This window comes from Bradyrhizobium altum (assembly GCF_020889705.1).
GTDB lineage: Bacteria > Pseudomonadota > Alphaproteobacteria > Rhizobiales > Xanthobacteraceae > Bradyrhizobium > Bradyrhizobium altum.
Genome location: NZ_JACMYP010000017.1, coordinates 38,586 through 63,786, shown reverse-complemented (window position 1 = coordinate 63,786; position 25,201 = coordinate 38,586). Strand labels below are relative to the sequence as shown.

Sequence of the window (25,201 nt, the reverse complement as noted above, 5' to 3'; positions counted from 1 at the left end):
CACGGTGGTTGCGACCGCGACGCGGCCGGAGTCTCAGAAGTGGTGCCGCGATCTCGGCGCGCATGCGGTGATCGACCACTCGCAGCCGATGAAGGAGCAGATCGAGAGCTTGAGGCTGCCGCCGGTCGGCCTCGTCGCCAGCCTCACCTTCACCGACCAGCACTACAAGTCGATCGCCGACTTCATCGCGCCGCAGGGCAAGTTCGGCCTGATCGACGATCCCGCCGAATTCAACGTCGCCGCGTTCAAGGGCAAGGCGGTGTCGGTGCACTGGGAATCGATGTTCACGCGCTCCTCGTTCCAGACACCTGATATGATCGCGCAGCATCATCTGCTCAACGATGTCGCCGACCTGATCGACAAGGGCGTGCTGCGCACCACGCTCGACCAGACTTTTGGCACCATCAACGCCGCCAACCTCAAGCGCGCCCATGCTTTGCTGGAAAGCGGCAAGTCGCGCGGCAAGATCGTGCTGGAGGGCTGGTAAAGATATCCCCACAGGCCGGCGCGTGGCTTTTGCCAAAGCCACAGCATCGCCTGTATGATTTGCGCAACGATCACCCCGTCCTCAATCCAGCCGTGCACGACGCGGCTGGAACGGTGGTGACGACCACGGGGATGGGAGGAAACCGATGAGTTTGCTCACGGCCGATCCGTCGCGGATCGATCCTGAGTGGATGACGCGGGCGCTGCGCGCAGCCGGTATGATCGACCAGGTGAAGGTCGTCGAACTCGTCTGCAAGCCGGTCGGCAATGGCCTCGTCGGCGACAGCTATCGATTTCATCTGACCTATGACGGCGATGGGCCGAACGCGCCCTTAAGCGTGGTCGGCAAATTCCCGGCCGCAGATCCCGACAGCCGCCGCTCCGGTTCCGCGCACACGCTTTACGTCCGCGAGGTCGCGTTCTATCGCGAGCTGGCGGCCACCGTCGACATTCACACCCCGCGGCCGATCCTCGCCGAAATCGATCCTGCGACCGACGACTTCACGCTAATCCTGGAAGACCTGGCGCCCGCACGCCCGGGCGACCAGCTCGCCGGATGCGCGATCGCGGACTGCCTGACGGCGATGGCCGAGGCCGCCGCGTTGCATGCGCCGCGATGGAACGACCCGACGCTCGACGCGGTGCAATGCTTCGTGGTCGCTGCAAGCCGGCGCAGGGATCTTCGCGCGGTGCTGCCCGCCATCATCGGTCACTACAAGGAGCGATATCACGGCGTGATCGAGCCGGAATTCCTTGGTCTGATCGACCGGCTTCCGGACGCGATACCGCGCTATCAGTCCGATCGATCAGCGCCCCGAACGCTGCAGCACGCGGACTTCCGGCTCGACAACATGCTGTTCGAGGTGCGCGCCAACACCCGTCCGATGGCGACGCTGGATTGGCAGACACTGACGGTGGGGCCAGGCATCGTCGACGTCGCCTATTTCCTGTCGGCCGGCATCGAACCATCCGAACGGCGGCTTCATGAAGCCGACCTGGTGCGGTTCTATCATTCCGAGCTGATCCGGCGCGGCGTGCGGGATTATGGCTGGGATGATTGCTGGCGGGATTACCGACGCTACACGCTGCATGGCATCATGATGGGCGTCGTCTCCGCGCTCAGCGTCCAGCGCTCCGAGCGCGGCGACGCACTGTTCCTGAAAATGACCCGTGGCGCCTGCGCGCAAGCACTCGATCACAACAGTTTTTCATACTGGGAGGACTGAAGCGTTTTCGAGCGAAGTGGATAGCGGTTCGCGTGAAGAGACCGCGTCAAGACATCGAAAGGGATCGGCGTGCTCAACAAACTGGACGATTTCCCCATCCACCAGACGCCGGAGCCGATCGCGGTTCCCTTGACCAGCGACCGGAATGTCTATGATCGAACCTGGTTCAATGGCTACACCGCCGACGGCGCGTATTATTTCGGCATCGGCATCGCGATCTACCCGCACCGCAAGATCCTCGACTGCGCCTTCAGCGTCGTGGAGCGTGGCGGACGGCAGCATTGCTTCTACGGGTCGCGGCGGGCGCCAATCGAGCGCACCGAGATGCAGGTCGGCCCCTTCAGGCTGGAGGTCATCGAGCCGATGCTGCGGACCCGGGTCGTGCTCGACGACAATGCAACGGGCCTCGCCTGCGACCTGACCTTCTCCGCGCGCACGGCCGCGATCCAGGAAGCACGGCAGACGCTTTGGTCCGGCGACCGCCGCGCGATGGACTCGACCCGGTTCGACCAGTTCGGCCGCTGGAGCGGCGTCGTGCGTCACCCCGACGGCGAGATCAAGGTCGACGATCACACCTGCTACGGCACCAAGGATCGCTCCTGGGGCGTTCGCAATGTCGGCGAGCGCGATGTCGGCGGCGCGCCGATGCCGCCGCCGAGCGTGTTCTTCCTGTGGGCCCCGTTGGTCTGGGACGACCACATCTCGCACGCCATCTTCTTCGACGGGACGCATGGCGAGGCGCTGGTCCGCGAGGGCATCACCGCGCCGCTCTACCGAAGCGAGGCCGAGATCCCCGGGGTCGTCGATGGGCTCGACCGCCGCATGGCGACCGCGCGGCACCGTGTCAAATACGTGCCGAACACCCGCCTTGCGCAGTCGGCCGAAATCGACCTGGTCGACATCGACGGTCACACCTCGACCATCGCACTCGACCCGATCCTGAAATTCCAGATGAAGGGCCTCGGCTACGGTCATCCGCAATGGGGCCAGGGCATGTGGAAGGGCGAGCTCGAGATCGGCGGCGAGTCGTTCGATCCCGTCACGCTCGATCCGCTGGCCCGCGAGAACGTGCACGTGCAACAGGTGGTGCGCGCCCGCCAGGGCGACCGGACGGGTATCGGCGTGCTGGAGCAGATATGCTTCGGCCCCTATCGTCCCTCGGGCTTCAGCGAGTTTCTCGACGGCGCCAAAGCTTAGCTCGGCGGCACGCCTTCGACGAAGATCAGCCGGCGGTCCAGCGCGGTCCGCCGATGCCTGAGCGCCTCGGCATACTCCGGCGATGCGTACCACTCGCGCAGCCGCGTCATCGACGGGAATTCGACGACGATGATGTTCTTCGGCGGCGGCCCGCCTTCGACCGCCTCCGCAGCACCGCCGCGCACCAGATAGCGCCCGCCAAATTGCGCGATGGCCTTGGCGGCGATCGTGCGATAGGCCTCGAAGCCCGCGGCATCCTTCACGTCGACCTCTGAGATCACATAGGCTGACATGGCCGAACCTCAGGCGATGGTGTTGACGATGCCGCCCTCGGCGCGCAGCGCGGCGCCATTGGTCGCGGAGGCCTGCTTGGAGCAGACATAGACGACAAGGTTGGCGATCTCCTCGGTGCTGGCAAAGCGTTGCAACAGCGAGGTCGGCCGGTGCTGCTTGACGAAGTTGGAGGCCGCCTCCTCGACCGACTGGCCGTTCTGCTGGGCGAGATCCTTGACAAAGGTCTCGACGCCCTCGGACATCGTCGGCCCGGGCAGCACGGAGTTGACGGTTACGGCGGTGCCGCGGGTCAGCTGCGCGAGCCCGCGCGCGATCGCAAGCTGCGCGGTCTTGGTCGTGCCGTAGTGGATCATCTCGGTCGGGATGTTGAGGCCGGATTCCGAGGAGATGAAGACGATGCGGCCCCAGTTGCGCTTCAGCATGCCCTGCATGTAGCCGCGCGACAGCCGCACGCCCGACATCACGTTGACCTCGAAGAAGCGGCTCCAGTCCTCGTCGGGAATGTCGAAGAACGGCTTCGGCTCGAAGATGCCGGCATTGTTGACGAGGATGTCGACCTCGGGCAGCGCCGCGAGCAGCGCCTTGCAACCGGCCGATGTCGAGACGTCGGCCGCGATGCCGCGGACCTTGGCGCCCGGCACCGCCTTCTCGATCGCGGCAACCGCTGCATCGACCTTGGCCTGGCTGCGGCCGTTGATGACGACCTCGGCGCCGGTCTCGGCCAGCCCCCTCGCAATGGCGTTGCCGATGCCCGCGGTCGAGCCGGTCACCAGCGCAGTCTTTCCGGAAAGGTCGATTCTCATGGCTTCATCTCCATTGATGCTGACCGAGATATCGGGCGCGGCATCATGCACCGCAATTGCATCTCACCGACGCGTGAGGAAGCCAATGACGCCGTCGTCTTGGCGAAAGCCAGGACGACGACGGGGATGGAGCGCGGCCGCCAACAAAAAACGGCGCCCGAAGGCGCCGTTTTCGAAAACCGTGGCTCGAGAGCGGTCTAGCCGCCTCGGCGAGAGCGGCTTACGCCGCCTCGGCTTCCTTGTCCTGGGCCGGACCGGAGTCCTGGCCCTTGGCATCGACGTCGCGGTCGACGAACTCGATCACGGCCATCGCCGCGTTGTCGCCGTAGCGGAAGCCGGCCTTGATGATGCGGGTGTAGCCGCCCTGGCGGTCCTTGTAACGGGTCGCCAGCGTGTCGAACAGCTTCCTGACCTGGTCGAGGTCGCGCAGCTCAGAGATCGCCTGGCGGCGCAGGGCGAGGCCGCCCTTCTTGCCGAGGGTGACGAGCTTCTCGACGATCGGCCGCAGCTCCTTGGCCTTCGGCAGCGTGGTGACGATCTGCTCGTGCTTGATCAGCGCGGCCGCCATGTTGGCGAACATCGCACGCCGATGCTCGGCGGTGCGGTTGAGCTTCCGATGAACCTTGCCGTGACGCATTGACTTCTTCCTTCTTCAATTCTGCCGCGGTGGTTCAGCGACAAGTTTTGCAGGTGGGCATCCTGCGTTCGCCCATTAAAAAATCGTGGCCGGAGATTCTCCGGCCACGACGGTGAAAAACGGATCAGTAGTGATCCTCGAAGCGCTTGGCGAGCTCGTCGATGTTCTCCGGCGGCCAGCCCGGCACTTCCATGCCGAGGTGCAGACCCATCTGGGCCAGCACTTCCTTGATCTCGTTCAGCGACTTGCGGCCGAAGTTCGGGGTGCGGAGCATTTCCGCTTCCGACTTCTGCACGAGGTCGCCGATATAGACGATGTTGTCGTTCTTCAGGCAGTTTGCCGAACGCACCGACAGCTCGAGCTCGTCGACCTTCTTGAGGAACGCCGGGTTGAAAGCGAGATCGGGGATGATCTCCTGCGTGACTTCCTTGCGCGGCTCTTCGAAGTTGACGAACACGTTGAGCTGATCCTGCAGGATGCGTGCAGCATAGGCCACCGCGTCCTCCGGCGTGATCGCGCCGTTGGTCTCGATCGTCATGGTCAGCTTGTCGTAGTCGAGGATCTGGCCCTCACGGGTGTTCTCGACCTTGTAGGAAACCTTGCGGACCGGCGAGAACAGGCTGTCGACCGGGATCAGGCCGATCGGCGCATCCTCGGGACGATTGCGCTCGGCGGCGACATAGCCCTTGCCGGTCGCGACCGTGAACTCCATGCGGATCTCGGCGCCATCGTCCAGCGTGCAGAGCTGCAGGTCGGGATTGAGCACGGTGACGTCGCCGACGGTCTGGATGTCGCCGGCGGTGACGGCGCCCGGGCCCTGCTTCTTCACGACCATGCGCTTCGGGCCTTCGCCCTGCATCTTGATCGAGATGTCCTTGATGTTGAGGACGATGTCGGTGACGTCTTCACGGACACCGGCGATCGAGGAGAACTCGTGCAGCACGCCGTCGATATGCACCGACTGCACCGCCGCGCCCTGCAGCGAGGACAGCAGGATGCGGCGCAGCGCGTTGCCGAGCGTCTGGCCGAAGCCGCGCTCAAGCGGCTCGGCGACCACGGTGGCGAACCGGCTCGCGTCCGAGCCCGGCGTCACCTGCAGCTTGTTCGGTCGAATAAGTTCTTGCCAATTTTTCTGGATCGTCACTTGTTCACCCATGGGCCAGTCGTCGGGCCCGTCGAATGGCCGAACCTGGCGTTGGAGATCGCGGAACAGTCCGCGCGGTCAATTCCAAAATCGATCGCAGGGCGGCTAGAAGCCGCCCGCGATTTACAGATCAAACGCGCCGACGCTTGCGCGGACGGCAGCCATTGTGCGGGATCGTGGTCACGTCGCGGATCGAGGTGACGGTGAAGCCCGCTGCCTGCAGCGCACGGAGCGCCGACTCACGGCCCGAACCCGGGCCGGCCACTTCAACCTCCAGCGTGCGCATGCCGTGTTCCTGCGCCTTCTTGGAGACGTCTTCGGCCGCGACCTGCGCGGCATAGGGGGTCGACTTGCGCGAGCCCTTGAAGCCCATCGTGCCGGCCGACGACCAGGCGATCGTGTTGCCCTGCGCGTCGGTGATGGTGATGGTCGTGTTGTTGAACGACGAATTCACGTGCGCGATGCCGGAGGCGATGTTCTTGCGTTCGCGGCGACGTACGCGGGTGGCTTCCTTGCCCATTTCAAACCTTTCCTGTGATCTCAACGCCGCCGTAGTGCCAGCGGCTACACCTCAAAACGCAAATGGCGAGTAGCGAATTTTCGATTCGCTACCCCCCACCTGCAATTCGTAAAACTTACTTCTTCTTGCCGGCGATCGCTTTGGCCGGCCCCTTGCGCGTGCGCGCATTGGTGTGGGTGCGCTGGCCGCGCACCGGCAGACCACGGCGATGACGCAGGCCGCGATAGCAGCCGAGGTCCATCAGCCGCTTGATGTTGATGCCGACCTCACGACGGAGGTCGCCCTCGACCAGATAGTCGCGGTCGATGACTTCGCGGATCTGCAGGACCTCCTGGTCGGTCAACTGGTTGACGCGACGGTCCAGCGGGATCTTGACCTTCTCGATGATGTCGGCCGCGTTCTTCTGGCCGATGCCATGGATGTACTGAAGCGCGATCAGCACGCGCTTGTTGGTAGGAATGTTGACGCCGGCAATACGGGCCACGGACTTCTCTCCTGTCGCCGATCCATCACGGATGCGGGCTTCTCGAGTTCATGCTCTGCGGGCTTGTGTCCACAAACGCGAACACGACGCCCTTCCCCTCATGTCCTTCGGGGCCCGGCATCGTCATAAAACTATCCAACTTGGATGCGGGGCTTATTAAAGGATTCATGTCGGTTTCGTCAACCGCTCCTGGCGTTTAGCTCGCTTTTTCGTGAGCTTTTTTGCAGCCTTTTTGCCGGCTTTGCCCCCTTCCGGGCATTCGCGGCACGGGCGGCCTGCTTTGCGGCCTTCTTCACGGTCTTCTTGGCAGGCTGCTTCACAATTTTCTTGGCAGCCTTCTTGGCAGCTTTGGTCTTGGAGACCGCCTTTGAGGCCCCCTTGGCGGCCTTCCGGGCCGGTTTGGCGGCCTTTTTGGCCGATTTAGCTGCCTTCTTGGTCGCCTTTTTCGCGGTCTGCTTGGCCGTTTTCTTGGCAGTCTTGGACGCCTTCGAGGCGCTCTTGGGCTCCTCGTGCTCCTTCGGTTCCAGCGCGCCGAGCGCAGTCAGGATCCGGTTGATCTCGCGGGTGACGTGCTCGATGGTCATCATGCCATCGACCGTCAGAAGCTTCCGCCGCTCCGAATAGTAGTGAATCAGCGGTTCCGTCATCGAGCGGTACTGCGCCAGGCGCTTGGTCAGCACTTCCGGCGTATCGTCGAGGCGCACTTCCTCGCCGCGCGCGCGGGTTTCCTCGGCACGCTTCTCGACGCGGGCGAGCAGCGCGCTCTCGTTGACGCGCAGTTCGACGACGGCGTCGAGCTTGAGGTGCTTTTTCCGGAGCAGCTCGTCGAGCGCCTCCGCCTGCGGCACGGTGCGCGGGAAGCCGTCGAGAATGAAGCCCTTCTTGGCGTCGGGCTCCTCGATCCGGTCGGCGATGATTCCCACCACGACCTCGTCGGGAACCAGGCCGCCATTGGACATGATCTCCTTGGCCTGCAAGCCGACCGGGGTGCCTGCGGCAGCGGCAGCGCGCAGCATCTCGCCGGTCGAGAGCTGAACGATGCCATGCCGGTGCACCAGCCGCTGTGCCTGGGTTCCCTTGCCCGAGCCCGGCGGCCCCAAAAGGATCAATCTCATATCTGTTTCGCCCCCCGGCTAGGTGGGCGACGTCCGCACACCTGTGTTTTGAGTTTGAAGCCGCGCCGCGATCAGCGGCGGCGGCCTCCCCTGAGCTTCGACTTCCTGATCAACCCTTCATACTGATGAGCGAGCAGATAGCCCTGCACCTGCGACACCGTATCCATCGTCACGCTGACGACGATCAGGAGCGACGTGCCGCCAAAGTAGAACGGGACCGAGGCGTAGGAAATCAGAATTTCAGGAATCAGGCAGACGATCGCGAGATAGATCGCGCCGAGCACCGTGATGCGCGACAGCACGTAGTCGATATATTCGGCGGTGCGCTCCCCGGGCCGGATGCCCGGGATGAAGCCGCCATGCTTCTTCAGATTGTCCGCGGTCTCGGTCGGGTTGAACACGATCGCGGTGTAGAAGAAGGCAAAGAACACGATCAGCGCGAGATACATCAGCAGGAACAGCGGCCGGCCGTGGCTGAGCTGGGTGGTGAGCCACTGGAACCACTCTGGCCCCTTGCCGGCGTTGAAGTTCGCAACCGTGGTCGGCAGCAGCAGCAGCGACGAAGCGAAGATCGGCGGAATCACGCCCGAGGTGTTGAGCTTGAGCGGCAGATGCGAGGACTGGCCCTCGAACATCTTGTTGCCGACCTGGCGCTTCGGATACTGGATCAACAGCCGGCGCTGCGCACGCTCCATGAACACGATGAAGGCGATCACGGCGACTGCCATCACGATGACGATCAGGATCAGGCCGGTCGACATCGCGCCCTGGCGGCCGAGTTCTAGCATGTTGGCGAGCGCCGACGGCAGCTCGGCGACGATGCCTGACAGGATGATCAGCGAGATACCGTTGCCGATGCCGCGCGAGGTGATCTGCTCGCCGAGCCACATCAGGAACATGGTGCCGCCGGTCAGCGTGATCGCGGTCGAGATCCGGAAGAACATGCCGGGGTCGCTGACGACATTGCCGGCGCCTTCGAGGCCGATCGCGATGCCGTAGGACTGGAACAGCGCCAGGATCACCGTGAGATAGCGGGTGTACTGGTTCAGCGTCTTGCGGCCCGCCTCGCCTTCCTTCTTGAGCGCCTCAAGTTGCGGCGACACGGTGGTCAGCAGCTGGACGATGATCGATGCCGAGATGTACGGCATGATGTTCAGCGCAAAGATCGCCATGCGGTGGATGCCGCCGCCGGCGAACATGTTGAACATGCCGAGGATACCGCCGGACTGGCTGCGGAACACCTGCTCCCAGATGTTGGGATCGATGCCCGGCAGCGGGATGTAGGTGCCCAGCCGATAAACAAGCAGCGCACCCAGGGTGAACCAGATGCGCTTCTTCAGCTCGTCAGCTTTCGCCAGCTGTCCGAAATTGAGGTTTGCGGCAAGTTGTTCGGCTGCTGAGACCATGTTCGGCTTTCTCCCGGAGCCCGCTTCGCCGACGCCCCCAAGAAACTCGCTCTCTCGGGCCGTCGGCAGACACCGGACATTATCTGGTGCTCGGCCTCGATAAGTCCATCATTCGATCTGCGGATTGCCCGCGCAGGCCGCGGGCAATGACGCAGATGTTACGCCGCCTCGCCTTCGTCCTTGGCGGGAGCCAGGATCTTGACCGAGCCGCCGGCCTTCTCGACCGCAGCAATCGCCGACTTGGAGGCGCCGTGCGCTTCGATGGTCAGCTTGGTCTTGATCTCGCCGCGGCCGAGCAGCCGCAGGCCGTCCTTGGCGCGGCGCAGCACGCCGGCCTTCACCAGCGACTCGACGTTCACCGTCGCGCTCGCATCGACCAGCTTGCTGTCGATCGCTTCCTGCAGACGGTCGAGATTGATCTCGGCGAAGTCGAGCCGGAAGATGTTGTTGAAGCCGCGCTTCGGCAGGCGGCGATGCATCGGCATCTGGCCGCCTTCGAAACCCTTGATGCGGACGCCCGAACGCGCGGTCTGGCCCTTGCCGCCGCGGCCCGAGGTCTTGCCCTTGCCGGAACCGATGCCACGGCCGACACGCATGCGCTTCTTGCGCGAGCCGGCGTTGTCGGCGATATCGCTGAGCTTCATCGCCCTTCTCCTTATCTCTGCTTACTCGCCGACGACGCGGACGAGATGCTGGACTTTGCTGATCATGCCGCGAACTTCAGGGGTGTCCTGCAGCTCGGCAACCCGGCCGATCTTGTTGAGCTTGAGGCCGATCAGCGTCGAACGCTGCGAGTGATGGCGGCGGATTGCGCTGCCGATCTGCTCGACCTTGATGGTCTTGCTGGCCTGGGCCATGACAGTAACTCCAAATAGCGCGCTGGCTAATCGCGCGGGGTTATTCCGCCACCACTTCGGCGTCACCGCCGACGCGGCGCGACTGCAGGGTGGAGACCTTGATGTTGCGGCGCGCTGCCACCGAGCGCGGCGAATCCTGATGCTTCAGCGCGTCGAAGGTTGCGCGAACCATGTTGTAGGGATTCGACGAGCCGATCGACTTCGCCACCACGTCCTGGATGCCGAGCGTCTCGAACACCGCGCGCATCGGGCCGCCGGCGATGATGCCGGTACCGGCCGGAGCGGCACGCAGATAGACGCGGCCGGCGCCGTGACGGCCGGCGATGTCGTGATGCAGCGTGCGGCCTTCGCGCAGCGCGACCCGCGTCAGGTTGCGCTTCGCCGATTCGGTCGCCTTGCGGATCGCTTCCGGAACTTCGCGCGCCTTGCCGTGGCCGAAACCGACCCGGCCCTTCTGATCGCCGATCACGACCAGCGCCGCAAAGCCGAAGCGCTTGCCGCCCTTGACGACCTTCGCCACGCGATTGATGTGGACGAGCTTGTCGACGAACTCGCTGTCGCGCTCCTCGCGATCCCTGCTCCGTTCGCGTCCGCCGCGTTCGCGTTCACCTGCCATGGTGTTTTCCAATCTCTACGAGGCCTGACGCCTCTATCCTGGTAATCGTTCGATTCGTTTAGAAGCTCAATCCGCCTTCGCGCGCCGCATCCGCGAGCGCCTTGACGCGCCCGTGATAGATGTAGGCGCCGCGATCGAACACGACTTCCTTGACACCCTTTTGCGCCGCGCGTTCCGCCAGCAGCTTGCCGACCGCCTTCGCCGCATCGATGTCGGCGCCGGTCTTGCCGGCGTCGCGCAGGTTCTTCTCCAGCGACGAGGCGGACGCGAGCGTCTCGCCCTTTTGGTCGTCGATGACCTGGGCGTAGATGTGCTTGGACGAGCGGAACACCGACAGCCGCGGACGGCCGCCTGCCGAGCGGCGAAGCGCAAGGCGGACGCGCTGCTTGCGCCGGGCATTCGTAACCTTGAGTGACATGACCGGCTCCGTTACTTCTTCTTGCCTTCCTTGCGGAAGATGAATTCGTTGGCGTACTTCACGCCCTTGCCCTTGTAGGGCTCCGGCGGACGGTAGGCGCGGATCTCGGCGGCGACCTGGCCGACGCGCTGCGGATCGTTGCCGGTGATCGTGATCTCGGTCGGCTTCGGCACCGCGATGGTGATGCCTTCCGGGATCGCGTAGACCACGTCGTGGCTGTAGCCGAGCGCGAGCTGCAGGTTCTTGCCCTGCATCGCGGCGCGGTAGCCGACGCCGGTGATCTCGAGCTTCTTCTCGAAGCCCTTGGTGACGCCCTCGACGAGGTTGGCGACCTGCGCGCGCGCGGTGCCGTACATCGCCTGCGCGCGGTTGGTCTTGACGCGCGGAGCGACCTTGACCTGGCCGTTCTCGAACTTCACCTCGACGTCGTCATGCACGACGAACTGAAGCTGGCCCTTCGGCCCCTTCACCTTCACCGTCTGGCCCTCGACGCTTGCCGTCACACCCGACGGGATCGCCACCGGCCTTTTGCCGATACGTGACATCGTAAAATCCTTCCTCAGAACACCGTGAAGAGAACTTCGCCGCCCACGTTGGCGTCGCGCGCCTCGTGGTCAGCCATGATTCCCTTCGGCGTCGACAACACCGAAATGCCGAGACCGTTGTTCACGCGCGGCAGGTTCTTCACCGAGGCGTAAACGCGGCGGCCCGGCTTCGACACCCGCTCGATCTCGCGGATGACGGGCTCGCCGTCGAAATACTTCAGCTCGATCTCGAGCTCGCTGCGGCCCGAGGCATGCTCGACGCTGGCGTAGCCGCGGATGTAACCCTCGGACTTCAGCACTTCGAGCACGTTGGCGCGCATCTTCGAGCCGGGGGTCGAGACCTTGGACTTGGAGCGCATCTGCGCGTTGCGGATGCGGGTGATGAGATCGCTGATCGGATCGTGCGTAGACATGGTTCCGACCCTCCTTACCAGCTCGACTTCACGAGCCCGGGAACCAGGCCCTTGGAGCCGAGTTCACGCAGCGCGATGCGCGAGAGCTTGTTCTTGCGATAGTTCGAGCGCGGACGCCCGGTCAGTTCGCAACGGTTGCGGATGCGGGTCGCCGACGAGTTGCGCGGCATCTCGGCAAGCTTCAGCGTCGCCGCGAAGCGCTCTTCCATCGGCTTGGTCTTGTCGGCGATGATCGCCTTCAGCTTCGCACGCTGCGGGGCGGCGTTCTTCGCCATCCGCTTGCGCCGGTTGTTCTTCTCGATCGAACTCTTCTTTGCCATGCTTGGCTCCTGGGTATCCGCGTTTGAGTGGCTTTGCTCAGCTACTCACTGCCGGAACGGGAAATTGAAAGCGGTCAACAAGGCGCGCGCCTCGTCGTCGGTCTTGGCGGTGGTGCAGACCGTGATGTCCATGCCACGCGCTTCCGAAACCTTGTCGAAGTCGATCTCGGGGAAAATGATGTGCTCCTTGATGCCGAGCGAATAATTGCCGCGGCCGTCGAAGCTCTTCGGGTTCAGGCCGCGGAAGTCGCGGACGCGGGGCAGCGCCACGTTCACCAGGCGGTCGATGAACTCGTACATATGGGTCTTGCGCAGCGTGACCTTGCAGCCGATCGGCTGGTTCTCACGCAGCTTGAAGGTCGCGATCGCGATCCGCGAATAGGTCACGATCGCCTTCTGGCCGGCGATCTGGCTCAGCTCGGCAGCGGCCGTCTCGGCCTTCTTGCGGTCGTTGACAGAATCGCCGACGCCCATGTTGAGCACGACCTTGTCGAGGCGCGGCACCTGCATCACGTTGGCATAACCGAACTTCTCGGTCATCATGCCGCGGATCTTCTTGTCATACTCCGCGCGCAGACGCGGCGTGTAAGCTGTCTCAGCCATCGATCTCTGCTCCCGAGCTCTTGGCAACACGAACCTTCTTGCCATCGGCCTGAATCTTGAACCCAATGCGGGTCGGCTTTCCGTCCTTGCCGACATACGCAATGTTGGACAGGTGGATCGGCATCTCCTTGGAGATGATGCCGCCTTCCTGGGTCTGGCTCTGCTTCTGGTGACGCTTCACCATGTTGATGCCGCGAACGAGAGCCTTGTTCTCGTCCGGACGCACCTCGAACACCTCGCCGGTGCGACCCTTGTCGCGGCCGGTGAGCACCATCACCTTGTCGCCCTTGCGGATCTTGGCAGCCATCACAGCACCTCCGGCGCAAGCGAAATGATCTTCATGTGGTTCTTGGCGCGCAACTCGCGCGGCACCGGCCCGAAGATACGGGTGCCGACCGGCTCGGACTGATTGTTGATCAGCACGGCGGCGTTGCGGTCGAAACGGATGACCGAACCGTCGGCGCGGCGGATGTCCTTGCGGACCCGGACCACGACGGCCTTCATCACGTCGCCCTTTTTCACCTTGCCACGCGGAATGGCTTCCTTGATCGACACAACGATAACGTCGCCCACGGTGGCATAGCGGCGCTTGGAACCTCCAAGAACCTTGATGCACATGACACGGCGTGCGCCTGAATTATCGGCCACGTCGAGGTTGGTCTGCATCTGAATCATTGATGCACCTCGTCCTCTTTCTGCGCTTTAGCGCGCCCAAAATTTCCCTGAATGTCTTCGGCCAGGCCGAAGTAATCAGGCCGTTTTCTTGTGTTCGCCCCGGACCACGGTCCAGCGCTTCAGCTTCGAGATCGGCTTCGATTCCTCGATCCAGACCATGTCGCCCGGTTTGAACTGATTGTCCTCGTCGTGCGCGTGGTAGTTCTTGGAACGGCGGATCGTCTTCTTGTAGATCGGGTGGGTGAAGCGGCGATCGACGCGCACCACCACGGTCTTGGCTTGCTTGTCGCTCACGACCACGCCCTGCAGAGTACGTTTCGGCATAGCTGGCCCCTTACTTCTTCTTCGCGCGCAGCTGCGCGGCGATGGTCTTGATACGAGCGATATCGCGGCGGGCTTCCCGCATCCGCGACGTGTTCTCCAGCTGCCCGGTGGCGCGCTGGAAACGCAGGTTGAAGCGTTCCTTCTTCAGGTTAAGGACCGCGTCTTCCCGCTGGTCGTCGCTCATCGCGCGAATGTCTTCAACTTTCATCTCGGCCATGGCGATTACTCCGCAATGCGCGCAACGAAGCGCGTCTTGATCGGCAGCTTGGCGGCGGCGAGCGACAGCGCCTCCTTGGCGGTCTGCACCGGCACGCCGTCGATTTCGAACATCACGCGGCCCGGCTTGATCCGGACCACCCACAATTCCGGCGCACCCTTGCCGGAGCCCATGCGGACTTCGGCGGGCTTCTTCGACACCGGCACGTCCGGGAACACCCGGATCCAGACGCGGCCGGCGCGCTTCATGTGACGGGTCAGCGCGCGGCGGGCGGCTTCGATCTGACGGGCGGTGACGCGCTCAGGCTCCATCGCCTTCAGGCCGAACTGGCCGAACGCCAACGTCGCGCCAGAGGTCGCAACGCCGTGGATACGGCCCTTATGCGCCTTCCGGAACTTCGTCTTCTTAGGTTGCATCATGGCTTTAAGCCCTCAAATTCCTGCTTTGCCTCAAGCGGCGTCGCGGCGCGAACGCGGCGTGTTGTCGCCCTCGGCCATCTTCTTATCCTGGGCCATCGGATCGTGCTCGAGGATCTCGCCCTTGAAGATCCAGACCTTGACGCCGCAGGTGCCGAAGGTCGTGAACGCGGTGGCAACGCCGTAGTCGACGTCGGCGCGCAGCGTGTGCAGCGGCACGCGACCTTCGCGATACCACTCCATGCGCGCGATTTCGGCGCCGCCGAGACGGCCCGAGCAGTTGATGCGGATGCCCTCGGCGCCGAGACGCATCGCCGACTGCACGGCGCGCTTCATGGCGCGGCGGAACGCAACGCGGCGCTCGAGCTGCTGGGCGATCGATTCAGCGACCAGGGTCGCGTCGAGCTCCGGCTTGCGGATTTCGACGATGTTGATCACGACGTCCGACGAGGTGATGTCGGCAACCTTCTTGCGCAGCTTGTCGATGTCGGCGCCCTTCTTGCCGATCACGACGCCCGGACGGGCCGAGTGGATCGTCACGCGGCACTTCTTGTGCGGGCGCTCGATCACGATGCGGGCGACAGCCGCCTGCTTGAGCTCCTTGTGCAGGATCTCGCGGATCTTGACGTCCTCGTGCAGGAGCTTGCCGTATTCCTGCTTGCCGGCGAACCAACGGGAGTCCCAGGTCCGGTTGATGCCGAGACGCAGCCCGATTGGATTGATCTTTTGACCCATCGTCTTCTCCTGCGCCCTTCTTAGGCGCTTGCCTCGGCCTCGACCTGACGAACCACGATGGTCAGGTGCGAGAACGGTTTGAACACACGGCCCGAACGGCCACGGCCGCGCGGAGCAAAACGCTTCATCACGATGCCATTGCCGACATGCGCCTCGGCAACGACGAGATCGTCGACATCGAGGTCATGGTTGTTCTCGGCGTTCGCGATCGCCGATTCCAGGCACTTCTTGACGTCGACCGCGATCCGCTTGCGCGAGAACTGCAGGTCGGCGAGCGCAGCCGAAGCCTTGCGGCCGCGGATCAGCTGTGCCACCAGGTTGAGCTTCTGCGGGCTGACGCGCAGCATGCGGGCGACGGCCTTGGCCTCATTGTCCGCGAGGCTACGTTCGCGCTTTGGTTTGCTCATCGTCTATTCCTCAAGCCTTCTTGGCTTTCTTGTCGCCCGAGTGGCCGTGGAAGGTCCGGGTCGGCGAGAACTCGCCGAACTTGTGACCCACCATTTCCTCGTTGATCGCCACCGGCACATGCTTCTGGCCGTTGTAGACACCGAAGGTCAGGCCGACGAACTGCGGCAGGATGGTGGAGCGACGGCTCCAGATCTTGATGACGTCGTGACGGCCGGACGCGCGCGCGGCATCTGCCTTCTTGAGCAGAGAACCCTCGACGAACGGGCCTTTCCAGACTGAACGAACCATGTCCGGCGTTCCTTACTTCTTCCGCTTGTGGCGGCTGAGGAGAATGAATTTGTTGGTCGACTTGTTGGTGCGGGTCTTCTTGCCCTTGGTCGGCTTGCCCCACGGAGTAACCGGGTGGCGACCGCCCGAGGTACGACCTTCACCACCGCCGTGCGGGTGATCGATCGGGTTCATGACGACGCCGCGGTTGTGCGGACGCCAACCGAGCCAGCGGGTACGACCGGCCTTGCCGATCGAGATGTTCATGTGATCCGGGTTCGAGACCGCGCCGATCGTGCCGCGGCAACGGCCGTGCACGAGACGCTGCTCGCCCGAGTTCAGGCGGACGATGACGTAGTCCTGGTCGCGACCGACGATCTGGGCATAGGTACCGGCGGAGCGTGCCAGCTGGCCACCCTTGCCGATCTTCAGCTCGATGTTGTGCACGATCGTGCCGACCGGCATGTTGCCGAGCGGCATGACGTTGCCCGGCTTCACGTCGACATAGTTGCCGGCGACGACGGTGTCGCCCGCCGCCAGACGCTGCGGCGCCAGGATGTAGGCCAGCTCACCGTCCTGATACTTGATCAGCGCGATGAACGCGGTGCGGTTCGGATCGTACTCCAGCCGCTCCACGACCGCCGGCATGTCCACCTTGTCGCGGCGGAAGTCGACGGTGCGGTAGGCCTTCTTGTGGCCGCCGCCGCGGAAACGCACGGTGATGCGACCGGTGTTGTTACGACCGCCGTTGCCGAGCTTGCCCTCGGTCAGGGTCTTCACCGGCTTGCCCTTGTAGAGCGCCGAACGATCGACCATGACCAGCTGGCGCTGGCCCGGCGTCGTGGGATTGTAGGTTTTCAATGCCATCGTCGTTGCGCCTTATAGTCCGGTAGTCACGTCGATGCGGTGGCCCTCTTCAAGGGTCACGATCGCGCGCTTGGAGTCCGACTGCGAACCGAGATTGCCGCGGAACACCTTGGTCTTGCCCTTGCGAACGAGAGTGTTGACGCTCTTCACCTTGACGTCGAACAGCTTCTCGACCGCTTCCTTGATCTGCGGCTTGGTCGCCTTGCCGGCGACCTTGAACATCACCTTGTTGTGCTCGGAGGCGAGCGTCGCCTTTTCCGTCACGACCGGCGAGATGATGACGTCGTAGTGGCGCGGATCGATGTTCTTCATTTGAAGCGCGCCTCCAGCGCATCAACCGCAGCCTTGGTCAGCACCAGCTTGTGGCGGCGGAGAATGTCGTAGACGTTGATGCCCTGGATCGGCAGCACGTCGATGTTCGGGATGTTGCGGGCCGCGGTCGCGAAACCGTTGTTCAGCTCCGCACCGTCGATGATCAGCGCATTGGTCAGGCCGAGGCCCGAGAAGTGACCGAGCAGCGCCTTGGTCTTGGCGGCCTCGAGCTGTGCATTGTCGATCACGATCAGCCCGCCGTCCTTGGCCTTGGCCGACAGCGCATGCTTCAGCGCGAGCGCGCGCACCTTCTTCGGCAGGTCGGTCGCATGGGAGCGAACCACCGGACCGAATGCACGGCCACCGCCGCGGAACTGCGGCACGCGGGCCGAGCCGTGACGGGCGCCGCCGGTGCCCTTCTGCTTGTACATCTTCTTGCCGGTGCGCCAGACGTCGGCGCGGCCCTGGGCCTTGTGCGTGCCGGCCTGGCGCTTGTTGAGCTGCCACTGCACGCAGCGCTGGATGATGTCCTTGCGCGGCTCGAGACCAAAGATTTCGTCCGACAGCTGAACCGAACCGGCGTCCTTGCCTTCAAGGGTGGTGACTTTTAGTTCCATCTCACACGCCCTCCTTCTCGGCTACAGCCTCGGTAGCTTCACCGCCGGCGACCTTGAACTTGCCGGGCTTCGGGGCTTCCTTCGGCAGCGGCTTCTTGACCGCGTCGCGCACCGAGATCCAGCCGCCCTTGGAGCCGGGAACGGCGCCTTCGACGAGGATCAGGCCGCGCTCGACGTCGGTCGAAACCACGCGCAGATTGAGCGTGGTGATGCGGTCGACGCCCATGTGACCGGGCATCTTCTTGTTCTTGAAGGTCTTGCCGGGGTCCTGACGGCCACCGGTCGAACCGATCGAACGGTGCGAGACCGACACGCCGTGGGTGGCGCGCAGACCGCCGAAATTCCAGCGCTTCATACCGCCGGCGAAGCCCTTACCGATCGAGGTACCGGTCACGTCGACAAACTGGCCGACCACGAAATGGTCCGCCTGAATTTCCGCGCCGACCGGGATCAGCGCGTCCTCGGACACGCGGAACTCGGCAACCTTGCGCTTCGGCTCGACCTTGGCGACCGCGAACTGGCCGCGTTCGGCCTTCGGCATGTACACCGTCTTGCGGGCGCCCGAGCCGAGCTGAAGAGCGACATAGCCGTTCTTCTCGGTCGTGCGGTGGCCCAGCACCTGGCAGTTGCCCAACTTCAGCACGGTCACAGGGATATGCTCGCCGGTCTCCGTAAAGACCCGCGTCATCCCGACCTTTTGTGCGATCACTCCGGAGCGCATCGGCGTGCTTCCTGTCTTTCTGTCCGCAAGCGGCGGACGTAAAAATCCAAAACCTTAGAGCTTGATCTCGACGTCGACACCGGCGGCCAGGTCGAGCTTCATCAGCGCATCGACGGTCTGCGGGGTCGGGTCGACAATGTCGAGGAGGCGCTTGTGAGTGCGCATCTCGAATTGCTCGCGGCTCTTCTTGTCAACGTGCGGCGAACGGTTGACGGTGAACTTCTCGATGCGGGTCGGCAGCGGAATCGGTCCGCGAACCTGCGCACCGGTGCGCTTCGCCGTGTTCACGATCTCACGGGTCGACGTATCGAGGATTCGATGGTCGAACGCCTTGAGACGGATGCGAATGTTTTGGCCGTTCATTGCCGTATCTCTTTCTTCGTCGCTCAATTAGCGAATAGCGAGTGGTGAGCGGCGGGTGGGCGAACCCACCCGCTGCAAACTGACTGATCCACCCTTACTCGATGATGGCGGCGACGACGCCGGCGCCGACGGTGCGGCCGCCTTCGCGGATCGCGAAGCGCAGCTTCTCTTCCATCGCGATCGGCACGATCAGGTGCACTTCCATCGCGATGTTGTCGCCCGGCATCACCATCTCGGTGCCTTCGGGCAGGTGCACAACGCCGGTCACGTCGGTGGTGCGGAAGTAGAACTGCGGACGGTAGTTGGTGAAGAACGGGGTGTGACGACCGCCCTCTTCCTTGGTGAGGATGTAAGCCTCAGCCTTGAACTTGGTGTGCGGCTTGACCGAACCGGGCTTGCACAGCACCTGGCCACGCTCGACTTCCTCGCGCTTGGTGCCGCGGAGCAGCGCACCGATGTTGTCGCCGGCCTGGCCCTGATCGAGCAGCTTGCGGAACATTTCGACGCCGGTGACGATGGTCTTCTGGGTGTCGCGGATACCGACGATCTCGATTTCCTCGCCGACCTTGATGATGCCGCGCTCGACACGGCCGGTGACGACGGTGCCGCGGCCCGAGATCGAGAACACGTCTTCAACCGGCATCAGGAACGGCTGGTCGATCGGGCGCTCCGGCTGCGGGATGTATTCGTCGACATTGCGCATCAGCTCGAGGATGGCATCGTGGCCGAGCGTCTTGTCCTTGTCTTCGAGAGCGGCGAGCGCCGAGCCCTTGATGATCGGGATCTTGTCGCCCGGGAATTCGTACTTCGAGAGCAGCTCACGGACCTCGAGCTCGACGAGCTCGAGCAGCTCCGGATCGTCGACCATGTCGCACTTGTTGAGGAACACGACGAGCGCGGGCACACCGACCTGGCGGGCGAGCAGGATGTGCTCGCGGGTCTGCGGCATCGGGCCGTCAGCAGCCGACACGACCAGGATCGCGCCGTCCATCTGGGCGGCACCGGTGATCATGTTCTTGACGTAGTCGGCGTGGCCGGGACAGTCGACGTGGGCATAGTGACGGTTCTTCGTCTCGTACTCGACGTGAGCGGTCGAGATCGTGATGCCGCGTGCCTTCTCTTCCGGCGCCTTGTCGATCTGGTCGTAGGCGGTGAACGTCGCGCCGCCGGTCTCTGCAAGCACCTTGGTGATCGCTGCGGTCAGCGAGGTCTTGCCATGGTCGACGTGACCGATGGTGCCGATGTTGCAGTGGGGCTTGTTACGCTCGAATTTTGCTTTGGCCATTTGACTCTCCGTTCAGTCGTTAGTTGCTAACCAACGACAATCAAGCAAACTTTTTCTGGACTTCAGCCGACACGTTCGCCGGTGCTTCGGCGTAGTGATCGAACTGCATTGTGAAGGTCGCGCGACCCTGGCTCATCGAGCGCAGGTTGTTCACGTAACCGAACATGTTCATGAGCGGCACCATCGCGTTGATGACGTTGGCGTTGCCGCGCATGTCTTGGCCCTGGATCTGGCCGCGCCGGGAATTCAGGTCGCCGATGACCGAACCGGTGTAGTCTTCCGGGGTCACCACCTCGACCTTCATGATCGGCTCGAGCAGAACGGACTTGCCCTTCGTCAGCGCCTCGCGGAACGCGGCGCGCGACGCGATTTCGAAGGCCAGTGCCGACGAGTCGACGTCGTGATACTTGCCGTCGACGAGTTGCACCTTGACGTCCACCACCGGGAAGCCGGCAACGACGCCGGAGCCCATCACGCTGTTGAGGCCCTTTTCGACGCCGGGGATGTATTCCTTCGGCACCGCGCCGCCGACGATCTTCGATTCGAACTCATAGCCCTTGCCAGGCTCGTTCGGCTCGACGACGATCGACACTTCGGCGAACTGACCGGTACCGCCGGTCTGCTTCTTGTGCGTGTACTTGACTTCGGCCTTCTTGGTCACGCGCTCGCGGAACGCCACCTGCGGCGCGCCGATGTTGGCATCGACCTTGTAGGTGCGCTTGAGGATGTCGACCTTGATGTCGAGATGCAGTTCACCCATGCCCTTGAGAATGGTCTGGCCGGACTCTTGGTCGGTCGACACGCGGAACGACGGATCTTCCGCAGCGAGCTTGGCAAGCGCCACGCCGAGCTTTTCCTGGTCGGCCTTCGACTTCGGCTCGATCGCGATCTCGATCACCGGCTCCGGGAATTCCATCTTCTCGAGGATGACCGGCTTGTCGGGATCGCACAGCGTGTCACCGGTGCGCGCTTCCTTCAGGCCAGCCAGCGCGACGATGTCGCCGGCATAGGCTTCCTTGATGTCTTCGCGGTTGTTCGCATGCATCAGCAGCATGCGGCCGATACGTTCCTTCTTCTCGCGGGTCGAGTTCACCACGCCGGTGCCGGACTGCAGGACGCCGGAATAGATGCGGCAGAAGGTGATGGTGCCGACGAACGGGTCGTCCATGATCTTGAACGCGAGCAGCGCCAGCGGCTCCTTGTCGTCCGCCCTGCGCACGACTTCGTTGCCGTCATCATCGACGCCCTTGATCGCGGGCACGTCGATCGGCGACGGCAGATAGTCGACGACGGCGTCGAGCAGCGGCTGCACGCCCTTGTTCTTGAACGCGGAGCCGCACAGCACCGGATAGAACGCGCCGGTCAGCACGGCCTTGCGGATCAGGCGCTTCAGGGTCGCCTCGTCCGGCTCCTTGCCGTCGAGGAACGCAGCCAAAGCGTCGTCGTCGAGCTCGACGGCGGCTTCCACCATCTTCTCGCGATATTCCTTGGCCTGCTCGACCATGTCTTCCGGAATGTCGACATAGTCGAACTTCGCGCCGAGCGATTCATCGTTCCAGACGATGCCCTTCATGACGACCAGGTCGACGAGGCCCTTGAAGTTGTTCTCGGCACCGATCGGAAGCTGGATCGCGATCGGCTTGGCACCGAGGCGGTCGACGATGTCGGACAGGCACTTGAAGAAGTCGGCACCGGTCTTGTCCATCTTGTTGGCGAAGACGATGCGCGGAACCTTGTACTTGTCGCCCTGGCGCCAGACGGTCTCGGTCTGTGGCTCGACGCCCTGGTTGGAGTCGAGAACGCAAACCGCGCCGTCGAGCACGCGCAGCGAACGCTCGACTTCAATGGTGAAGTCGACGTGGCCGGGGGTGTCGATGATGTTCAGGCGCTTGCCGTTCCAGAACGCGGTGGTCGCAGCCGAAGTGATCGTGATGCCACGCTCCTGCTCCTGCTCCATCCAGTCCATCGTCGCGGCACCTTCGTGCACTTCGCCGATCTTGTGGCTCTTGCCGGTGTAATAGAGGATGCGCTCGGTGGTCGTGGTCTTGCCGGCATCGATATGCGCCATGATACCGAAGTTGCGGTAGTTCTCTATGGCATGAACGCGGGGCATAGGCTGTTCCTTAAATTCCGTTGTTCGCCTTACCAGCGATAGTGCGAGAAGGCGCGGTTGGCTTCCGCCATCCGGTGCACGTCTTCGCGCTTCTTGACGGCGTTGCCGCGATTGTTCGAGGCATCGAGCAGCTCGGCCGACAGGCGCTCCGTCATGGTCTTCTCGTTGCGCTCACGGGCGGCCGAGATCAGCCAGCGGATGCCGAGCGCCTGACGGCGCACCGAACGGACCTCCACCGGGACCTGGTAGGTCGCGCCGCCGACGCGGCGGGAACGGACCTCGATGGTCGGCATCACGTTCTCGAGCGCCTGCTCGAACACGCCGAGCGGCGGCTGCTTGGTCTTGGCCTCGATCATGCCGAGCGCACCATAGACGATGTTTTCGGCGACCGACTTCTTCCCGGCGTACATCACCGAGTTCATGAACTTCGTAATGATGATGTTCCCGAACTTCGGATCCGGAAGAACTTCACGCTTCTCAGCAGAATGGCGACGCGACATCTGATCGTTTCCCGCTTACTTCGGACGCTTCGCGCCGTACTTCGAACGGCGCTGCTTACGGTTCTTGACGCCCTGGGTATCCAGCACGCCACGGAGGATGTGGTAGCGCACGCCGGGCAAGTCCTTGACGCGGCCGCCGCGGATCATGACCACCGAGTGCTCCTGCAGGTTATGGCCTTCACCCGGGATGTAGCCGATCACCTCGAAGCCGTTGGTCAGGCGCACCTTGGCGACCTTACGAAGCGCCGAGTTCGGCTTCTTCGGGGTCGTGGTGTAGACGCGCGTGCACACGCCGCGCTTCTGCGGCGACTGCTGCAGCGCCGGCACCTTCTTGCGCGACTTCTGCACTTCACGTGGTTTTGCGATCAGCTGGTTGATCGTCGGCATGCAGCCTTCACCCTTTAGTTCGCGCGAAAACCTTGAATGGCTCCGCAAATTTCTTCTCAGGACTAGCCGTCCCGTACGGCCCGCTCGACGCGGAACAAGCACCCGCGCAAAGCGAAATCGCGCCAACCACTCATCACTGAGCGGAAAGCGCATCGACGCCACAGAGGACCGCGATTCCGAACCGTTCAGCGTTCGCTGTTCGGTCCGCCACCGAGGTCATGCATCCGAATTCACTCTCAAGAGGACGTGCTCAAGAGAACTAAAATCGTCCTGGCATTGCCTAGCTATCATCGACAGCGTTTGAGCGGCATTCGTCGAGGTTGGTGCCCGTTCGGCGCCTGAAAAAGGGCCTTGGGGTGTTCCGTTCCGACGCTGGCGTAGCTCACCGCCTGTCGTTAAGTGAGCGCCTTGTATAATCGAGAGATAGTGAAGTCAAGCAAAACGACAAGCAAAGAAACGCCTCTGGCGCTTGCAGATTTCGCATTTCGCGGCGCTCGTCGGGCGACGAAATGCGACAGCCTTCACGCCTCCCCTCGCCTCAATCCGAATCTCCGGCACGTCAGCAGAATCGCATTGTATCCGGGTAAAATATGATTAGAAACAATTCTCCCCAACTTGGACCTGAAGGCGAATTTCGAAACTAAGCCTTTATTTGCCATTCGCAGCGCAAAAATTGCGGTCTACGGCCACGGAAGACGTCATGCGGTACACCGACATCGCGATCATCGGCGGAGGTCTTGCGGGCTCGACCGCGGCCGCCATGCTCGGCCGTGCCGGGATACCGACCGTCCTGATCGACCCCCACCAGGTCTATCCGTTCGACTTCCGCGTCGAAAAGGTCGGCGGCGACCTCCAGCTCGCGCGATTCGCCCGCACCGGAATTGCCGAATCCGTGCTCCGTTCGGCGACGCTCGATGGCGAGAACTGGATCGCGCGATTCGGCTATCTGCTCGACCGGCAGCCGAGCCGGCAATACGGCATCATGTATGACGCGCTGATCACTGCGATTCGGGCCGAGATCGCCGGGCCGGCGGAATTCATCCGCGACAAGGTCGTCAATGTCGCGACCAGCTCCGAGCGGCAGCGGCTCGTGCTTTCGGGCGGCGAGGAGATCTCGGCGCGGCTCGTGGTGCTTGCCAACGGCCTGAATGTCGGGCTGCGCCGGATGCTCGGCATCGAGCGGCTGGTGACCAGCTTCTGCCATTCGATCTCGATCGGCTTCGATTTCGTCCCCGTCGGCCGCCCCCGCCTTCCCGTTCGCGGCCATGACCTACTTTTCGGAGCGGCCGAGCGACCGCATCCCCTACATCACGCTGTTTCCGGTCGGAAACCGGATGCGCGCCAACCTGTTCACCTACCGCCCGGCCGACGATCCGTGGCTGCGGGCGCTGCGGCGCAATCCGGTCGAGACGCTGAACGCTGCGCTGCCGCGGCTGCGCCGGCTCACCGGTGAGTTCGACGTGGCCGGCGACATCAAGATCAGGCCCGCCGACGTCTATGTCAGCACCGGCTATCGGCAGGCCGGCGTCGTGCTGGTCGGCGATGCCTTCGCCAGCACCTGCCCCGTCACCGGCACCGGGACCGACAAGGTGTTCACCGACGTGTCCCAGCTCTGCAATGTCCATATCCCGGCCTGGCTTGCGACCGACGGCATGGGCGAGGAGAAGATCACGGCGTTCTACGACGATCCGGTCAAGACGGAGTGCGACGCCTGGTCGAATGCCAAGGCATTCAGCTTCCGCGAGGTGTCGATCGGCAGCGGGCCCTACTGGCAAGCCCAGCGCTGGGCGCGCTTCCTCGGCTATCTCGGCCGGGGCTCGCTGCGCCGGCTGCACCGCCCGCAGGCAGCGTCAGCGACGCGGTCCGCCAATCACTTCCGGCAACGTCCGCGCGCCGCAGACAGGGCGTAG

36 protein-coding genes and 1 pseudogene are annotated in these 25,201 nt (G+C 63.4%); 4 read left to right on the top strand and 33 right to left on the bottom strand.

Going from position 1 to position 25,201, the window contains the following annotated elements; all coding sequences use genetic code 11:
- The 3 genes from H8B02_RS07755 to H8B02_RS07745 form a co-directional block, all read left to right on the top strand.
- Window positions 1–487 (top strand): zinc-binding dehydrogenase (locus H8B02_RS07755; protein WP_229165669.1); only part of this gene is annotated, 487 nt, incomplete at its 5' end.
- 145 nt (window positions 488–632) lie between these two features.
- On the top strand, window positions 633–1,712 hold the full coding sequence (locus tag H8B02_RS07750; protein WP_229165668.1) for a phosphotransferase: 1,080 nt from the start codon (window positions 633–635) through the stop codon (window positions 1,710–1,712).
- Between the two features lie 69 nt (window positions 1,713–1,781).
- Window positions 1,782–2,909 (top strand): Rv3169 family protein, encoded by a 1,128-nt coding sequence (locus H8B02_RS07745; RefSeq protein ID WP_229165667.1) that lies wholly within the window; start codon window positions 1,782–1,784, stop codon window positions 2,907–2,909.
- Here H8B02_RS07745 and H8B02_RS07740 read toward each other — a convergent pair.
- From H8B02_RS07740 to rpsL, 33 genes are all read right to left on the bottom strand, one after another.
- Complete coding sequence (locus H8B02_RS07740; protein ID WP_229165666.1) at window positions 2,906–3,202, bottom strand: DUF1330 domain-containing protein; 297 nt, start codon at window positions 3,200–3,202, stop codon at window positions 2,906–2,908. The genes H8B02_RS07745 and H8B02_RS07740 overlap by 4 nt on opposite strands.
- Before the next feature lie 9 nt (window positions 3,203–3,211).
- A complete protein-coding gene (locus tag H8B02_RS07735) occupies window positions 3,212–4,006 on the bottom strand; it encodes an SDR family NAD(P)-dependent oxidoreductase (RefSeq protein ID WP_229165665.1) in 795 nt (264 codons plus the stop codon).
- 220 nt (window positions 4,007–4,226) lie between these two features.
- Entirely contained in the window at window positions 4,227–4,643 is a 417-nt protein-coding gene (gene rplQ / locus H8B02_RS07730; protein WP_207830279.1) for a 50S ribosomal protein L17, read from the bottom strand.
- A gap of 124 nt (window positions 4,644–4,767) precedes the next feature.
- The gene (locus tag H8B02_RS07725) at window positions 4,768–5,799 is read right to left on the bottom strand and encodes a DNA-directed RNA polymerase subunit alpha (protein WP_092114981.1); all 1,032 of its coding nucleotides are present in this window, start codon (window positions 5,797–5,799) and stop codon (window positions 4,768–4,770) included.
- A 118-nt stretch (window positions 5,800–5,917) separates the two neighbouring features.
- Window positions 5,918–6,307, bottom strand: a complete 390-nt coding sequence (rpsK, locus tag H8B02_RS07720) for a 30S ribosomal protein S11 (protein WP_006021048.1) — start codon at window positions 6,305–6,307, stop codon at window positions 5,918–5,920.
- 115 nt (window positions 6,308–6,422) lie between these two features.
- Window positions 6,423–6,791, bottom strand: coding sequence for a 30S ribosomal protein S13 (gene rpsM / locus H8B02_RS07715; RefSeq protein ID WP_057019544.1), 369 nt, complete (start codon window positions 6,789–6,791; stop codon window positions 6,423–6,425).
- A 179-nt stretch (window positions 6,792–6,970) separates the two neighbouring features.
- Window positions 6,971–7,906, bottom strand: coding sequence for an adenylate kinase (locus tag H8B02_RS07710; RefSeq protein ID WP_376711613.1), 936 nt, complete (start codon window positions 7,904–7,906; stop codon window positions 6,971–6,973).
- Between the two features lie 71 nt (window positions 7,907–7,977).
- Window positions 7,978–9,312: a preprotein translocase subunit SecY gene (secY, locus tag H8B02_RS07705; RefSeq protein ID WP_021081647.1), complete on the bottom strand. Its 1,335-nt coding sequence runs from the start codon at window positions 9,310–9,312 to the stop codon at window positions 7,978–7,980.
- Window positions 9,313–9,470: 158 nt separating this feature from the next.
- Window positions 9,471–9,956, bottom strand: coding sequence for a 50S ribosomal protein L15 (rplO, locus tag H8B02_RS07700; RefSeq protein ID WP_092114984.1), 486 nt, complete (start codon window positions 9,954–9,956; stop codon window positions 9,471–9,473).
- 21 nt (window positions 9,957–9,977) lie between these two features.
- The gene (rpmD, locus tag H8B02_RS07695; protein ID WP_092114985.1) at window positions 9,978–10,169 is read right to left on the bottom strand and encodes a 50S ribosomal protein L30; all 192 of its coding nucleotides are present in this window, start codon (window positions 10,167–10,169) and stop codon (window positions 9,978–9,980) included.
- A 40-nt stretch (window positions 10,170–10,209) separates the two neighbouring features.
- Complete coding sequence (rpsE, locus tag H8B02_RS07690; protein ID WP_028349043.1) at window positions 10,210–10,785, bottom strand: 30S ribosomal protein S5; 576 nt, start codon at window positions 10,783–10,785, stop codon at window positions 10,210–10,212.
- A 58-nt stretch (window positions 10,786–10,843) separates the two neighbouring features.
- Window positions 10,844–11,203, bottom strand: coding sequence for a 50S ribosomal protein L18 (gene rplR, locus H8B02_RS07685; RefSeq protein WP_029081760.1), 360 nt, complete (start codon window positions 11,201–11,203; stop codon window positions 10,844–10,846).
- A gap of 11 nt (window positions 11,204–11,214) precedes the next feature.
- Window positions 11,215–11,748: a 50S ribosomal protein L6 gene (rplF, locus tag H8B02_RS07680; RefSeq protein ID WP_092114986.1), complete on the bottom strand. Its 534-nt coding sequence runs from the start codon at window positions 11,746–11,748 to the stop codon at window positions 11,215–11,217.
- A gap of 14 nt (window positions 11,749–11,762) precedes the next feature.
- Window positions 11,763–12,161 (bottom strand): 30S ribosomal protein S8, encoded by a 399-nt coding sequence (gene rpsH / locus H8B02_RS07675; protein ID WP_029081761.1) that lies wholly within the window; start codon window positions 12,159–12,161, stop codon window positions 11,763–11,765.
- A 14-nt stretch (window positions 12,162–12,175) separates the two neighbouring features.
- Window positions 12,176–12,481 (bottom strand): 30S ribosomal protein S14, encoded by a 306-nt coding sequence (gene rpsN / locus H8B02_RS07670; protein ID WP_229165664.1) that lies wholly within the window; start codon window positions 12,479–12,481, stop codon window positions 12,176–12,178.
- A gap of 45 nt (window positions 12,482–12,526) precedes the next feature.
- Complete coding sequence (gene rplE, locus H8B02_RS07665; RefSeq protein ID WP_229165663.1) at window positions 12,527–13,084, bottom strand: 50S ribosomal protein L5; 558 nt, start codon at window positions 13,082–13,084, stop codon at window positions 12,527–12,529.
- Entirely contained in the window at window positions 13,077–13,391 is a 315-nt protein-coding gene (rplX, locus tag H8B02_RS07660) for a 50S ribosomal protein L24 (protein WP_229165662.1), read from the bottom strand. The genes rplE and rplX overlap by 8 nt, the downstream gene beginning before the upstream one ends.
- Window positions 13,391–13,759 (bottom strand): 50S ribosomal protein L14, encoded by a 369-nt coding sequence (gene rplN / locus H8B02_RS07655; protein ID WP_011473865.1) that lies wholly within the window; start codon window positions 13,757–13,759, stop codon window positions 13,391–13,393. Before rplN ends, rplX begins: the two co-directional genes overlap by 1 nt.
- A gap of 75 nt (window positions 13,760–13,834) precedes the next feature.
- Window positions 13,835–14,083 (bottom strand): 30S ribosomal protein S17, encoded by a 249-nt coding sequence (gene rpsQ / locus H8B02_RS07650; RefSeq protein WP_092114991.1) that lies wholly within the window; start codon window positions 14,081–14,083, stop codon window positions 13,835–13,837.
- 10 nt (window positions 14,084–14,093) lie between these two features.
- A complete protein-coding gene (gene rpmC, locus H8B02_RS07645) occupies window positions 14,094–14,300 on the bottom strand; it encodes a 50S ribosomal protein L29 (protein ID WP_021081654.1) in 207 nt (68 codons plus the stop codon).
- A gap of 5 nt (window positions 14,301–14,305) precedes the next feature.
- Entirely contained in the window at window positions 14,306–14,719 is a 414-nt protein-coding gene (gene rplP / locus H8B02_RS07640; protein ID WP_016843752.1) for a 50S ribosomal protein L16, read from the bottom strand.
- A 30-nt stretch (window positions 14,720–14,749) separates the two neighbouring features.
- Window positions 14,750–15,451 (bottom strand): 30S ribosomal protein S3, encoded by a 702-nt coding sequence (gene rpsC / locus H8B02_RS07635; protein WP_018272135.1) that lies wholly within the window; start codon window positions 15,449–15,451, stop codon window positions 14,750–14,752.
- A gap of 20 nt (window positions 15,452–15,471) precedes the next feature.
- Window positions 15,472–15,858 (bottom strand): 50S ribosomal protein L22, encoded by a 387-nt coding sequence (rplV, locus tag H8B02_RS07630; RefSeq protein WP_018272136.1) that lies wholly within the window; start codon window positions 15,856–15,858, stop codon window positions 15,472–15,474.
- Between the two features lie 10 nt (window positions 15,859–15,868).
- Window positions 15,869–16,147 carry a 30S ribosomal protein S19 gene (gene rpsS, locus H8B02_RS07625; RefSeq protein ID WP_018272137.1) on the bottom strand — a complete coding sequence of 93 codons (279 nt, stop codon included), beginning with the start codon at window positions 16,145–16,147 and terminating at the stop codon, window positions 15,869–15,871.
- 12 nt (window positions 16,148–16,159) lie between these two features.
- Entirely contained in the window at window positions 16,160–16,993 is an 834-nt protein-coding gene (gene rplB / locus H8B02_RS07620; RefSeq protein ID WP_021081655.1) for a 50S ribosomal protein L2, read from the bottom strand.
- A gap of 12 nt (window positions 16,994–17,005) precedes the next feature.
- Entirely contained in the window at window positions 17,006–17,305 is a 300-nt protein-coding gene (locus H8B02_RS07615) for a 50S ribosomal protein L23 (RefSeq protein ID WP_092114992.1), read from the bottom strand.
- Window positions 17,302–17,922 (bottom strand): 50S ribosomal protein L4, encoded by a 621-nt coding sequence (gene rplD / locus H8B02_RS07610; protein ID WP_092114993.1) that lies wholly within the window; start codon window positions 17,920–17,922, stop codon window positions 17,302–17,304. The genes H8B02_RS07615 and rplD overlap by 4 nt, the downstream gene beginning before the upstream one ends.
- A 1-nt stretch (window position 17,923) precedes the next feature.
- Window positions 17,924–18,643 carry a 50S ribosomal protein L3 gene (gene rplC, locus H8B02_RS07605; protein ID WP_092114994.1) on the bottom strand — a complete coding sequence of 240 codons (720 nt, stop codon included), beginning with the start codon at window positions 18,641–18,643 and terminating at the stop codon, window positions 17,924–17,926.
- A 54-nt stretch (window positions 18,644–18,697) separates the two neighbouring features.
- Window positions 18,698–19,006, bottom strand: coding sequence for a 30S ribosomal protein S10 (gene rpsJ, locus H8B02_RS07600; RefSeq protein ID WP_002712302.1), 309 nt, complete (start codon window positions 19,004–19,006; stop codon window positions 18,698–18,700).
- A 94-nt stretch (window positions 19,007–19,100) separates the two neighbouring features.
- Window positions 19,101–20,291 (bottom strand): elongation factor Tu, encoded by a 1,191-nt coding sequence (tuf, locus tag H8B02_RS07595; RefSeq protein WP_212309666.1) that lies wholly within the window; start codon window positions 20,289–20,291, stop codon window positions 19,101–19,103.
- A 40-nt stretch (window positions 20,292–20,331) separates the two neighbouring features.
- Complete coding sequence (gene fusA, locus H8B02_RS07590; RefSeq protein ID WP_229165661.1) at window positions 20,332–22,404, bottom strand: elongation factor G; 2,073 nt, start codon at window positions 22,402–22,404, stop codon at window positions 20,332–20,334.
- A gap of 29 nt (window positions 22,405–22,433) precedes the next feature.
- A complete protein-coding gene (gene rpsG, locus H8B02_RS07585; RefSeq protein ID WP_021081660.1) occupies window positions 22,434–22,904 on the bottom strand; it encodes a 30S ribosomal protein S7 in 471 nt (156 codons plus the stop codon).
- 15 nt (window positions 22,905–22,919) lie between these two features.
- Window positions 22,920–23,291, bottom strand: coding sequence for a 30S ribosomal protein S12 (gene rpsL / locus H8B02_RS07580; RefSeq protein ID WP_028168167.1), 372 nt, complete (start codon window positions 23,289–23,291; stop codon window positions 22,920–22,922).
- A gap of 700 nt (window positions 23,292–23,991) precedes the next feature.
- Between rpsL and H8B02_RS07575 the strand changes: the two are divergent.
- Window positions 23,992–25,201 (top strand): annotated as a pseudogene (locus H8B02_RS07575) (FAD-dependent oxidoreductase).